This is a genomic window from Azonexus sp. (assembly GCF_030824335.1).
In the GTDB taxonomy this organism is placed as follows: domain Bacteria; phylum Pseudomonadota; class Gammaproteobacteria; order Burkholderiales; family Rhodocyclaceae; genus Azonexus.
The window spans coordinates 17,625-30,987 of the sequence record NZ_JAVBXX010000035.1 but is presented as its reverse complement, the minus strand read 5'-3'; the positions used below and the strand labels follow the sequence as shown (position 1 = coordinate 30,987).

The 13,363-nt window shown below is 57.7% G+C and carries 12 protein-coding genes and 1 other RNA gene; 3 read left to right on the top strand and 10 right to left on the bottom strand.

Translation table 11 applies throughout. The features are described from left to right. Positions 1–16 precede the first annotated feature (16 nt). The 10 genes from RCI20_RS15750 to ffs all read right to left on the bottom strand — a co-directional run bounded on the left by RCI20_RS15750 (position 17) and on the right by ffs (position 9,469). The gene (locus RCI20_RS15750; protein ID WP_306607160.1) at positions 17–2,767 is read right to left on the bottom strand and encodes a nitrate reductase; all 2,751 of its coding nucleotides are present in this window, start codon (positions 2,765–2,767) and stop codon (positions 17–19) included. Positions 2,768–2,895: 128 nt separating this feature from the next. Next, entirely contained in the window at positions 2,896–3,324 is a 429-nt protein-coding gene (locus tag RCI20_RS15745; protein ID WP_306607158.1) for a ClpXP protease specificity-enhancing factor, read from the bottom strand. A gap of 2 nt (positions 3,325–3,326) precedes the next feature. Then, positions 3,327–3,923, bottom strand: a complete 597-nt coding sequence (locus RCI20_RS15740) for a glutathione S-transferase N-terminal domain-containing protein (RefSeq protein WP_306607157.1) — start codon at positions 3,921–3,923, stop codon at positions 3,327–3,329. An 83-nt stretch (positions 3,924–4,006) separates the two neighbouring features. Further along, entirely contained in the window at positions 4,007–4,726 is a 720-nt protein-coding gene (locus tag RCI20_RS15735; protein ID WP_306607155.1) for a cytochrome c1, read from the bottom strand. Positions 4,727–4,737: 11 nt separating this feature from the next. Further along, on the bottom strand, positions 4,738–6,039 hold the full coding sequence (locus tag RCI20_RS15730) for a cytochrome bc complex cytochrome b subunit (protein ID WP_306607153.1): 1,302 nt from the start codon (positions 6,037–6,039) through the stop codon (positions 4,738–4,740). 1 nt (position 6,040) lies between these two features. After that, complete coding sequence (petA, locus tag RCI20_RS15725) at positions 6,041–6,637, bottom strand: ubiquinol-cytochrome c reductase iron-sulfur subunit (protein ID WP_306607151.1); 597 nt, start codon at positions 6,635–6,637, stop codon at positions 6,041–6,043. Positions 6,638–6,728: 91 nt separating this feature from the next. Further along, the gene (gene recR / locus RCI20_RS15720) at positions 6,729–7,331 is read right to left on the bottom strand and encodes a recombination mediator RecR (protein ID WP_306607149.1); all 603 of its coding nucleotides are present in this window, start codon (positions 7,329–7,331) and stop codon (positions 6,729–6,731) included. Beyond that, positions 7,332–7,655 carry a YbaB/EbfC family nucleoid-associated protein gene (locus RCI20_RS15715; protein WP_306607147.1) on the bottom strand — a complete coding sequence of 108 codons (324 nt, stop codon included), beginning with the start codon at positions 7,653–7,655 and terminating at the stop codon, positions 7,332–7,334. Between the two features lie 12 nt (positions 7,656–7,667). Next, the gene (dnaX, locus tag RCI20_RS15710) at positions 7,668–9,344 is read right to left on the bottom strand and encodes a DNA polymerase III subunit gamma/tau (protein WP_306607145.1); all 1,677 of its coding nucleotides are present in this window, start codon (positions 9,342–9,344) and stop codon (positions 7,668–7,670) included. A 26-nt stretch (positions 9,345–9,370) separates the two neighbouring features. After that, positions 9,371–9,469: signal recognition particle sRNA small type (gene ffs, locus RCI20_RS15705), an RNA gene on the bottom strand. Positions 9,470–10,049: 580 nt separating this feature from the next. Between ffs and RCI20_RS15700 the strand changes: the two genes are divergently transcribed. The 3 genes from RCI20_RS15700 to RCI20_RS15690 are packed head-to-tail and all read left to right on the top strand — an operon-like array spanning position 10,050 to position 13,363. Next, on the top strand, positions 10,050–12,266 hold the full coding sequence (locus RCI20_RS15700) for an OsmC domain/YcaO domain-containing protein (protein WP_306607143.1): 2,217 nt from the start codon (positions 10,050–10,052) through the stop codon (positions 12,264–12,266). A gap of 46 nt (positions 12,267–12,312) precedes the next feature. Next, complete coding sequence (locus RCI20_RS15695) at positions 12,313–13,035, top strand: AzlC family ABC transporter permease (RefSeq protein WP_306607141.1); 723 nt, start codon at positions 12,313–12,315, stop codon at positions 13,033–13,035. A gap of 7 nt (positions 13,036–13,042) precedes the next feature. Next, positions 13,043–13,363, top strand: coding sequence for an AzlD domain-containing protein (locus RCI20_RS15690; RefSeq protein ID WP_306607139.1), 321 nt, complete (start codon positions 13,043–13,045; stop codon positions 13,361–13,363).

Genomic DNA, 13,363 nt, shown 5'->3' with positions numbered 1-13,363 from the left:
CACCTCCGTCCGGGCGTCAAGCCGCCTCGGGTTGTTGTTGCACTTGCCGAAGCAGCAGGCGCTTGATGTCCGGGATGCAACCGCCGCAAAAAGTGCCACATTTTAAGTTTTCCTGTAGTGCCGTGAGATCGGCACCGGCATCAATTGCAGTGGTAATTTGCTTGTCGCTGACATCGGCGCATTTGCAAACGATCTGGCGCGGCGCAGTGCTGGTCGGTGCTGCAGCACTCGGCGCCAGGGCGAAGCGCAACAGGCTGGCGTCCAGCTCGCCCTCGGCCATGGCCTGCTTGAGCCAGGCCTGGGCAACGGTTTCGCCGGCCAGGCGAACGCCGAACAATTGGCCATCGATGGCGATGGCTTTCTTGGCGATATGGCGTTTTGCGTCGGTATAGACAATGGCGCCGGTCTCGCCATCGAGGCCGAAACAGCGATCGATCGCCGCCAGTGCGGGGGCCGTCGCCGGCTCGGCGGTGGCCGCGCGGAAGACGACCAGTGGACTGGCCCGGCCGTAAAGTCCAACGCTGGCGTAGGCAAAATCGGGCAGCAGGCTACGCGCCGCATCGAGCACGCGCAGCGCTTCGGCAACGTCGCTGCAGCGGCGGATCACGGCCAGCGGGTAGTTCAGTTCGCTCTTCGCCACCTCGACCGCCGTGTGCTTCAGTTCCGGCTGCTGCGAGTACGGATCGACCGCATCGCCGACCAGCGCATTGACGCCGGCGCTGTTCATGAAGCGGCTGCCCCAGTGCATCGGCATCCACACCCGACCACGGGCCAGCCCGGGGCGCGAAGCCACGCGCACGACGATCTCGCCGCGACCGTTGAACAGGCGGACCAGGTCGCCGTCGTCAAGCTGGCGATGGCGCATGTCGCAGGGATGCATGGCCAGCAGCGGCTCGTCGTCGAGATTGAACAGGCGCGGCACGATGCCGGTCCGGCTCATGCCGTGCCATTGGTCGCGCAGGCGCCCCGACAGCAGGCTGAGCGGATGTTCCTTGCCCGGCACCTCGGCCGTTGCCTGATGCGTCACGGCAATGAAGCGCGCCCGACCATCGGCGGTCGGGAAGCGGCCATCGGCGTACAGGCGTTGCCGCCCCTGGCTGGCACCTTCCGGGAAAGGCCATTGCTGCGGCCCTTGCTGTTCGAGCACGGCGTAGGACAGACCGCTGATATCGAGATCGCGGCCGCGCGTCGTGACACAGTGCTCGGCAAAAATGGATTCGACGGTTTCGTACGGAAACAGCCTGTCGACCGCGCCCCGCAGGAAGTCCCCCTGGGGGACAGGATTCTCCAGTTTCCTGCCCAGCCGGCGGGCGAAATCGACGACGATCTGCCAGTCGTGACGGGCTTCGCCCAGCGGCACAACAGCCGGCTGCACGCGCGTGATGCGCCGTTCGGAATTGGTCACCGTGCCGTGCTTCTCGCCCCAGCCGGTGGCCGGCAACAAGAGGTCGGCGTAAGCGGCGGTGTCGGTGTCGGCGAAGGTTTCCTGGAGCACGACGAATTCGGCCCGCGCCAGCCCGGCGCGGACGCTGGCCTGGTTCGGCAGCGACTGCGCCGGATTGGTGCAGGCGATCCACACCGCCTTGATTTCGCCACTTTCCAGTGCCTTGAACAGGTCGACCGCAGCTTTTCCCGGTTTTGCCGGCACGTCGGGGATGCCCCACAAGGCGGCGACTTCGGCCCGGTGCTCGGGATTGGCGAGATCACGGTGCGCCGACAGCAGGTTGGCCAGACCGCCCACTTCCCGACCGCCCATGGCGTTCGGCTGGCCGGTCAGCGAAAACGGCCCGGCGCCAGGCTTGCCGATCTGGCCGGTGGCCAGGTGCAAATGGATCAACGCGGCATTGTTGTGCGTGCCGTGCGCCGACTGATTCAGGCCCTGGCAATACAGCGACAATGCCGGCCCCTGCGTGGCAAACCAGCGGGCGGCGCGAACGATGCTGGAAGCGGGGATGCCACACAATCCGGCGACCCGCTGCGGCGTGTATTCCGCCAGGTTACCAGCCAGCTCATCGAAGCCGCTGGTATGGCGAGCGATGTAATCGCCATCCACCAGCCCTTCGGCCAGCATCACATGGAGCATGCCGTTGAACAGCGCGATGTCGCTGCCGGGCAGGATGGGCAGGTGCAGATCGGCAATCTCGGCGGTTTCGCTACGGCGCGGATCGACGACGATGATCTTCAATGCCGGATTGGCGGCGCGCGCATCCTCGATGTAGCGGAAAACGATCGGATGGGCCAGCGCCGGATTGGCGCCGGCGATCAGGATCACCCCGGCCTGGCCGATATCCTCGTAGCAGCACGGCGGCGCATCGGCCCCCAGGGTCTGCTTGTAGCCGGCGACGGCCGACGACATGCACAGCCGCGAATTGGTATCGACGTTATTGGTGCCGATCAGACCCTTGGCCAGCTTGTTGAAGACATAGTAGTCCTCGGTCATCAACTGGCCGGAGATGTAGAAAGCCACGGAATCCGGCCCATGCTCGCGGATGATGCCGGCAAAACGCTCAGCGGCAGTATCGAGCGCCTGCGCCCAGGCCAGCCGTTCGGGCTGGCGATCGCGTGCCGGGCGCAAGGCCGGGTGGCGCAGGCGCCCCTCGCCCTGCGCCGTGAGATGCAGGGATGCGCCCTTGGTGCACAAACGTCCGTAGTTGGCCGGGTGTTCCGGATCGCCGCGCACGCCCTGGACGGTGATGCCGTCCGTACGGATCAATACGCCGCAGCCAACGCCGCAGTAACAACAGGTGGATTTGACTTCCTGGTTCATGATTTTCCTTCCGAATGGCAGGTGAGCAACAGATATGCCACCCATGAAAATCAATGACTTGGATAAAAAAAGGGGAGATTCCTTGACAGAATCTCCCCTTTTTGGTGCGTCGACCGCAGCAGACGTCCCTATTTGACGCGTTGCAGGTTCGGCCGCCCGCCGGATGGGCGCGTTGGCGGCGGCTCATCCTGATCAACGCCAGCCGGAGCATCCGGGCTAGCGGTATCGTTCAACAGTGCGCCAGGAGCATCAATATCGAAGGCCATCCCGGCTCCATTTTCGCGGGCGTAGATCGCTGAAACCTGAGCGATCGGCACTGATAGTTCACGTGCCACGCCACCGAATCTGGCCTGAAACTCTACAAAATCATTACCCATCTGCAACTTGTTGGTTGCATCAGGTCCGAGATTAAGGACGATCTGACCATCCCGAACAAATTCACGCGGAACGATGGTGCGAGCATCAACCTGTACTGCGATGTAAGGCGTGAAGCCGTTATCGCAGCACCACTCCCAGATGGCCCGCACGAGATAAGGTTTGGTGGACGGAAGTTCCATCGTTACTTGCGCATCGCCTTTTCAGACGGCGTCAGCGCATCAATGAAACCCTGGCGGCTGAAAATGCGTTCGGCATATTTCATCAGAGGGGCTGCAGCTTTCCCCAAATCGATACCGTAATGATCGAGACGCCAGAGCAACGGAGCGATAGCGACATCCAGCATGGAGAACTCATCGCCCAGCATGAATTTCTGCTTGCTGAAAATCGGCACGATCTCGGTCAGGCGCGCCTTGATTTCCTGGCGCGCCTTGTCGGCGGCCTTGCTATTCTTTTCGATGACTTCCATGTGCGAAAAAATTTCACGCTCCATGCCGATCAGCAACTGACGCGCCCGTGCACGCATGATCGGATCGGCCGGCATCAATTGCGGATGCGGGAAACGCTCATCGATGTATTCGTTGATGATGTTCGGCTCGAACAGGACGAGGTCGCGTTCAGCCAGCACCGGAACTCGACCATGCGGATTGATCGCCGCCATTTCGTCGGCCTTGGAGAACAAATCGACGTCGATAACCTGAAAGTCCATGCCTTTTTCGAACAGGACAATGCGGCAACGGTGACTAAATGGGCAGGTAGTGCCCGAGTAGAGGTTCATCATGTTTAACAGCCCTCAAAATGAGATTCGGCACCGGGGGCTGGCCGAAGCCAAACCCACGATGCCGTCAGCCGATCCGGGAAGGATCAGTGAATATCTTTCCAGTATTCCTTCTTCAGGGCGTAAGCCACTACGAAGAGCAATGCCAGGAAAGCCAGAACGATGAAGCCCAGCTTGCGACGGAACTCCTGCTGCGGCTCGCCCATCCAGACCATGAAGCCGACCAGATCGGAAATCGACTTATCGTACTCGGCCTGACCCATCTTGCCTGGAATCGCCAATTCAAGCTTGTGGGTTTCCGGATTCATGACCTGGGTACCTTGCAACTCCCACAGGACGTGCGGCATACCGACTGCTTCAAAAGCAAGATTATTCCAGCCGGTCGGACGCTTGTCGTCTTTGTAGAAGGTACGCAGATAGGTGTACAACCAGTCCGCACCTGCACCGGCATTACCTGCTTCACCACGGGCACGGGCAACGATGGTCAGATCGGGCGGCGTCGCACCAAACCACTTTTTCTGCTCATCATGACGGGCAGCAACAGACATCAGATCACCAATTTTGTCCGAAGCGAACATCAGGTTTTCCTTGACCTGCTGCTCGGTCAACCCCAGATCCATGAGGTTTTTATAACGCATGTACGATGCGCCATGGCAGTTCATGCAGTAATTGACAAACAACTTGGCGCCATTCTGCAAAGCTGCCTTGTCACTGACGGAACCCGGCCACTTGTCAAGATGGATACCAGCCCCAGCAGCAAAAGCAAGAACCGGCGCGAAGAGCAATGCGATAAGGAATTTTTTCATTTTGTGCATCCTCACTTCATCGTCACACGTTCAGGAACCGGCTTGAACTTGTCCATACGCGACCACCAAGGCATGGCGAGGAAGAAGCCGAAATAGAACACCGTGCAGACCTGGGAAACCAACTCACCCATCGGCGAAGGAGACAAAGTACCCAAGTAACCCAGAATGAAGAAACAGATCACGAAAAGAGTAATCATGGCCTTGGTGATCGGACCGCGATAGCGGATCGATTTCACCGGGCTACGATCCAGCCACGGCAATGCAGCAAAAATCACCACCGAAGCCCCCATCGCAACGACACCCCAGAACTTTGCATCAAGCCCGAAGAAATTCCAGACCATGGCACGCAGGATGGAGTAGTAAGGCGTGAAGTACCAGACAGGAGCAATATGTGCTGGCGTTTTCAGCGGGTCAGCCGGATAAAAATTCGGCGTTTCCAGGAAATAACCGGCACCTTCCGGCGCGAAGAACATCACGGCAGAGAAAACCATCAGGAAGACGACAACACCGACGATATCTTTAACCGTGTAATACGGATGGAACGGGATGCCGTCGCGCGGAATGCCGTTTTCGTCCTTGTTTTCCTTGATCTCGACACCATCCGGATTGTTCGAACCGGTCTCGTGCAAGGCCAGCACGTGCGCCGCCACCAGACCGATCAGGACCAGCGGAAAGGCAATTACGTGGAAGGAGAAGAAACGGTTCAGGGTTGCATCACCGACCACGAAATCGCCACGAATGATGATGGAGAGATCGTTGCCGATGACCGGAATCGCACCGAACAGATTAACAATAACCTGTGCGCCCCAGAAAGACATCTGGCCCCAAGGCAACAGATAGCCGAAGAAGGCTTCGCCCATCAGCACCAGGAAAATACCGACACCGAACAACCAGGTAAGCTCACGTGGCTTGCGATAGGAACCGTAAATCAGGCCACGGAACATGTGCATGTACACCACGATGAAGAAGGCCGAAGCACCAGTCGAGTGCATGTAGCGAATCAGCCAGCCCCCAGGTACGTCACGCATGATGTACTCGACGGAAGCAAAAGCTACCGGCACACCTGCAGCATTAAGTGCAGCATCCGGCTTGTAGTGCATCACCAGGAAAATACCGGTCACAATCTGGATCACCAGAACCAGCAGTGCGAGGGAACCAAAGAAATACCAGAAATTGAAATTCTTCGGTGCGTAGTACTCGGAAAGGTGCCCCTTCCACATTGAGGTCGCGGGAAAACGCGCATCTACCCACTCAAGAACATTGCCGCCTATCGAACCGTCGGACTTGTACTTTTCGAAATTTCCACCAGCCATTTTATGCCCCCTTCTTGTCTTCGCCGATCAGGATGCGGGTATCAGTCAGATACACGTGCGGCGGAACTTCGAGATTGGTCGGTGCGGGCTTTGCCTTGTAAACACGGCCGGCAAAGTCAAATGTAGAACCATGGCAAGGGCAAAGGAAGCCGCCTACCCAGTCAGCCGTCATTCCCTCTTCGGCTCCCTGCTTGAATTTTGAAGATGGGGAACAACCGAGATGGGTACAGATACCAACAACTACGAGCAATTCCGGCTTGACCGAGCGGGTTTCGTTCTGGGCATAAGCAGGCTGCTGATTTTTTTCCGACTTCGGGTCAGCGACCTGATCATTTAACTTCGGCAACGTATCAAGCATGGCCTGGGTGCGATTAATAATCCACACAGGCTTGCCGCGCCATTCAACGGTCATCATCTGACCGCTCTCCAGTTTGCCGATATCGACTTCGACCGGAGCGCCTGCTGCCTTGGCACGTTCGGACGGAAGCAAACTGGATACGAACGGCACAAGCGCAGCTACTGCGCCTACTCCGCCCACGGCTGCGGTCGCGACGATAAGGCGTCGCCGACCACAGTCCATTTTTCCTTGATTGCTCATAACGCTGACCCCTAAAGGAATTGGTTGGGTTTAAAAACAAACACGAAATTATACGCCAACGGAACCCCCGTTAAAAGCCGCTGTCGACTAGTTAGGTCATTCCGAGGCTTTTGCGCTCTCTCAATGCTTGGGCGAGCGTGCCACTATCGACATATTCTAGCTCCCCTCCCACAGGCACCCCTCGGGCGATTCGAGTAATTCCGACCCCACTCGTTTTTAGCATGGCCGTTATGTAGTGCGCGGTCGCTTCACCTTCGTTGGTGTAATTGGTTGCCAATATCACCTCCCGCACAACACCGTCGGTAGCGCGAGACAAGAGCTTATCCAGATCAAGTTTCCGTGGCCCGACGCCATCGAGCGGTGAGATTTTCCCCATCAGTACGTAATAGAGCCCTTGATAAGCCAAGGTCTGCTCCATCATGTTCATATCAACCGGTGTTTCAACAACACATAGAAGACTGGCATCGCGCCGGGAGGAGAGGCAACGTTCACACACCTCCAACTCGGTGAAGGTGTTGCAGCGCTGACAGTGGCGAACCGCTTTTAGTGCGTGCTGTATCGACTCGCCCAAACGAGCAGCACCAGAGCGATCATGCTGCATCAGATGATACGCCAGGCGTTGGGCCGATTTTGGCCCAACGCCTGGCAAGCAACGCAAGGCTTCGATCAGCGAATCAAGGCCACTTGGATTCACTTAGAACGGCAGCTTGAAACCGGGAGGCAAATTGAGCCCTGACGTAAAACCGGCCATTTTCTCCTGACTAAGAGCCTCACCCCGCCGAATAGCATCGTTCAATGCTGCAGCAACGAGATCTTCCAGCATTTCTTTGTCATCCATAACGGAAGGGTCAATACTGACTCGGCGCACATCATGCGCGCAGGTCATCAATACCTTGACCATACCAGCCCCTGCTTGCCCCTCAACCTCGATCTGAGCCAGCTGCTCCTGCGCCTTCTTCATGTTCTCTTGCATCATCTGGGCCTGTTTCATCAAGCCACCCAAACCAGCTTTAATCATCTAGTTGCTCCGTTAAGCAATAGGTTTAATGGAAGACTCAACGATAGAGGCACCAAGTGTCTCTATCGCACTTTGCACAAAAGAGTCCTGTTCGATAGCCTCCACAGCCGACACTTGACGCTCCTGACGCTGACGTCCAAGTGTTGCCGCCGGTGTTTCTGCCGAGGGATTACCAACTTCGATTTTCAGAATTAGCTGCCGCCCAAAATAATCCACCAAGGCCTGCTGCAACCTGTCAGGGGCGGGCTTCATCTGCAAATGGGAAAGCGTTGCCGGCAAACGCAACAAGCAAAGCGACTCAGTCAATTCCCGCAACTCACAGTTAGCCGCCAACTCCTTGGCAAAGCCACTCAAGGACAACCCGGCCACAATCCCGGGCCAGTCACTTGAAACGTCCAGTAATGGCCTGGCAAGCGATGGCGATGGCGATGGCGATGGCGATGGCGATGGCGATGGCGATGGCGATGGCGATGGCGATGGCGATGGCGATGGCGATTTTGACGCCAATGATTCGCCCGCCTTGAGCTCCACGCTGTCTGTTTTTGCCGGAATGGCCGGTGGCCTTGGAATCGACAAGCGTGTTGAATCAATTAATTCGTTAACCTTGCGCGGCCGAAACGTGTGCAGACGCAGCAAAGTCATAACAAAACCAGCGTACTCATCGGGGGCACTTGCCAACTCTGCACGCCCAACATTAACGATTTGATAAGCCAACTGAATAAACTCTGGCGACAAAGCCCCTGCAAGAAAGAAGACCCTAGAGTAATCTGGATCATCATCCTCTACGGAAGACGGTACACATTGCGCAATTTGCAGCCGGGTTAACAATGTGCCAAGTTCTTGCAATGCAGAAGAAAACGAGAGACTTCTTACGGCCAATAGTGATGCAATTTGCAATAACGCCGAAGCATTTCCTTCGTGCAACGCCTCAAGAATCGAAAACAAATGATCCTGATCGACATTGCCAAGCATTGTGCGAACCTGGACTTCGTCAACCCTGCCTGCACCATGCGCGATAGCCTGGTCCAGCAGAGAGAGAGAATCACGCATGCTGCCATTGGCAGAGCGAGCAATCAAAGCAAGTGAAGGATGATCAAAAGGAACATCTTCCGCTTGCAAAATCTGAGCAAGATGCGAAGAGATCAAGCCCGCTGGCATCTGCTTTAGATTGAACTGGAGACATCGTGACAACACAGTGACTGGAATTTTCTGTGGGTCGGTCGTTGCGAGAATAAATTTCACATGCTCCGGTGGCTCTTCCAAGGTTTTCAACATTGCATTGAATGCGGAAGTCGAAAGCATATGGACTTCATCAATGACGTAAACCTTGAACCGCCCCCTTGTCGGCGCATAAACAGCGTTCTCAAGCAATTGCCGCATTTCATCGACGCGCGTATTTGTCGCAGCATCCACTTCAAGCAAATCAACAAATCTTCCGGCGTCAATTTCAAGACACGCAGAACATTGTCCGCAGGGCGCAGCGGTAATTCCTGCTTCACAGTTCAGGGACTTTGCCAGAATTCGCGCGATCGTCGTTTTACCCACGCCGCGCGTGCCAGTAAATAAATAGGCATGATGCAAGCGCTGCTCGGAAAGCGCGTGAGTCAACGCACGAACCACATGCTCTTGTCCGACAAGGGTAGAAAAATTGCGCGGGCGCCACTTTCGCGCGAGAACCTGATAACTCATTCGCCCCACACCAAAGCAAAAATGGAAGTGGCGAGCCTAACCCCCGGCACTTGTAGTTAGTGGCTGTGGCTGCTTCCTTCCGGACCTGACCAGATTCACCACACTACAATGCGGGGAGACCCGCCGATTCGAATTCTAACACACAGAAACCAGGCATTCTGGTCCGTTAAAACATAAAAAATGCGTAAGTCAATCGCACCAGGAATTAAGGTTCAGCCTGGCGCCACTCCTTGTCAAAGATAGCTTCAACACCGTCAAGCCCCTTAAAGCACAAAGCATGACCCTCCAATTCAACGAACGGAACGCCTTCCCTGCCCTAGCCATTGCCGACTACGGCTAAGCCCTCGAAACCGGCCATACCATCGTTACCGGCACGAACCAGACACTGATCAATAATGAGTAGGTGCTGGCGGCTTACCTCGAACCATAGGGAAATTAACGTTTTTTTGCGGTTGACCGATAAAAACGGACGCTTTTCGGAGCGTCATTTTCCGCCTTGGATTTAGGTAGCCTGATCAGCGCGATTCTGCCCACATCTTCCGGCCAGAACGACCGCTCCGATTACAACCTGATAATGCAATGCATTCCACCATAGCACCTGCAAAAACAGCAGGCGCGTCGGCACCACCCCCCAGCCCCCCTCCGCCGGGAAACCCGGATAATGGCGGCCAATTCGTTTTTTCACGCCTTTTCTGGAATTCCCGCATGGAAATCAAGGTCAATTTTCTCGACAAGCTTCGTCTCGAGGCCAAGTTCGACGACTTCACGGTCATCGCCGATCAGCCCATCCGCTACAAGGGCGACGGCTCGGCGCCGGGGCCGTTCGATTACTTCCTGGCTTCGTCGGCCTTGTGTGCGGCTTATTTCGTGAAGCTGTACTGCGACACGCGCAATATTCCGACCGAGAACATCCGCCTGTCGCAGAACAACATCGTCGATCCGGAAAACCGCTACAAACAGACTTTCAAGATTCAGGTCGAGTTGCCGGCGGATATTTCGGCCAAGGATAGACAGGGCATTTTGCGTTCCATCGACCGGTGCACCGTGAAAAAGGCGGTGCAAACCGGGCCCGACTTCGTCATCGAAGAGGTGGAAAACCTCGACGCCGATGCGCAGGCCTTGCTGACGATGGGTCGGGGTACAAGTCCCGATTCGGAAACCAGCACCTATATCGCCGGCAAGGATCTGCCGCTGGAACAGACCATCGCCAATATGTCCGGCATTCTGGCCGGGCTGGGCATGAAGATCGAGATCGCGTCCTGGCGCAACCTGGTGCCCAACGTCTGGTCGCTGCATATCCGCGATGCGCATTCGCCGATGTGCTTCACCAACGGCAAGGGCGCGACCAAGGAAAGCGCGCTGGCCTCGGCGCTGGGCGAGTTCATCGAGCGGGCCAATTGCAATCACTTCTACAACGACAATTACTGGGGCCCGGAGATCGCCAACGCGGCCTTCGTGCATTACCCCGAAGAGCGCTGGTTCAAGCCGGGCAAGAAGGATGCGCTGCCCAAGGGCCTGCTCGACGACTACTGCCTGGAAATCTATAACCCGGACGGCGACCTGCGCGCCTCGCATCTCTACGACACCAACTCCGGCAATACCGAACGCGGCATCTGCGCGCTGCCCTACGTGCGCCAGTCGGACGGCGAGACGGTCTATTTCCCGACCAACCTGATCGACAACCTGTTCCTGAGCAACGGCATGAGCGCCGGCAATACGCTGGCTGAAGCGCAGGTGCAGTGCCTGTCGGAAATTTTCGAACGGGCGGTCAAACGCGAAATTCTGGAAGGTGAAATCGCGCTGCCCGATGTGCCGCAGGACGTGCTGGCGAAGTACCCCGGCATTCTGGCCGGCATTGCCGAACTGGAAAATCAGGGCTTCCCGGTGCTGGTCAAGGATGCGTCGCTGGGCGGCGAGTTCCCGGTGATGTGCGTGACCCTGATGAACCCACGTACCGGCGGTGTGTTCGCTTCGTTTGGCGCGCATCCGAGCCTGGAAGTGGCGCTGGAACGCAGTCTGACCGAGCTGCTGCAGGGACGCAGTTTTGAAGGCCTGAACGATCTGCCGCGACCCACTTTCGAGAGCAACGCCGTCACCGAGCCGAACAACTTTGTTGAACACTTTATCGACTCCAGCGGCGTCGTGTCGTGGCGCTTCTTCAGCGCCAAGGCGGATTACGAATTCGTCGAGTGGGATTTCTCGGGCGAGGGTGAAAACTCCAATGCCGATGAGGCCGCCACGCTGTTCGGCATCCTCGAAGACATGGGCAAGGAAGTGTACATGGCGGTCTACGACCAGCTCGGCGCCACCGCTTGCCGCATCCTGGTGCCGGGTTATTCGGAAATCTACCCGGTCGACGACCTGATCTGGGACAACACCAACAAGGCGTTGGCCTTCCGCGCCGACATCCTGAACCTGCACAGTCTCGACGACGCTGGCCTCGAAGCACTCCTGGAGCGTCTGGAAGACAGCGAACTCGACGATTACACCGAGATCATCACCCTGATCGGGGTCGAGTTTGACGAGAACACGGTCTGGGGCCAGCTAACGATTCTCGAGTTGAAGCTGCTGATCAATCTCGCCTTGCAGCAATTCGAAGCGGCGCACGAACTGGTCGGCACCTTCCTGCAGTACAACGAGAACACCGTCGAGCGCGGCTTGTTCTATCAGGCCTTGCAGGTGGTGCTGGAAGTGCTGCTCGACGACGAGCTGGAACTGGACGATTACCTGGTCAATTTCCGCCGCATGTTCGGCGGTCCGCGCATGGATGCAGTGCTCGGGTCGGCGGACGGCAGCGTTCGCTTCTTCGGCTTGACGCCAACGAGCCTGAAACTGGAAGGACTCGACCGGCACCAACGCCTGATCGACAGTTACAAAAAATTGCACACGGCGCGGGCCAAGGTAGCGGGTATATCCGGGTAGGCTTACGTGTCATGGCTGGATCCAACCCAAATCTATCTTTCTGACGATGTCGACCGGGACCAACACTTCATCTCCGTTCGTTAAGGGCGCGCGCGAAGGCTTTGCCACCTTCCTGCCGTTCTCGGTCGGCCTTGTGCCCTGGGCGCTGGTCATGGGCATGGCGATGAGCAGCACGGGGTTTTCACCGCTGGAAGCGATGGGCATGAACGTCATTGTCTTTGCCGGCACCGCCCAGCTCGGCACCCTGCCGTTGATCGCTGCGGAAGCGCCGCTGTGGCTGATCGTCGTCACGGCGCTGGCGCTCAACCTGCGTTTCGTCATTTTCAGTGCCGCCATCGCCGCCGGTTTTCGGGGCATCGGCCTGCCGGCCCGCTGGCTGTCCGGCCACCTGCTGACCGATGGCGTGTTTGCCACCTGCCTGGACAAAATGCTGCACGTCGATGAACCGCGCTGGCGGCTGGGCTACTATCTCGCCCCCGCGCTGTGGTCCTGGCTGCTTTGGCAATGCTTCACACTGATCGGCATTTACACGGCGGCCATCGTGCCGAAAAGCTGGTCACTGGAATTCATGGCGACCATCGCGCTGATCGTCCTGCTGGTGCCGATGGCGCGCATCCGGCCGATGCTGATAGCCGCGCTGGTCGGCGGCGCCAGCGCCACGCTGCTGCGCAACATGCCCTTGCGCTTGGGTGTGGTCGTCGCCATTGTGCTGGGCATCGCCGCCGGTTTTGCCGCCGAACATCTCGAACACCGCAGGAAACAGGGATAGACGAGGCATGAACGATACGTCCTTATGGCTGATCTTTTTGCTGATCGGTCTGGCCACCACCCTGCCCCGCGCCAGCTTCATCGTCCTGGGCAATCGCGTTGCGCTGCCGGCGACACTGCAGCGCGCCTTGCGCTACGCACCGGCTGCCGCGCTGGCGGCGATTGTCGCCCCCGACATGCTGGTGGTGAACGACACCATCGATGTGCTCAATGCCAAGCTGGGTGGCGGCATTGCCGCCGTCGCCACAGCCCTGTGGTCGCGCAATCCCTGGCTGCCGTTCATCGCCGGCATGGCGGTTTTGCTCGGCCTGCGCCAGCTTGGCGGCTAG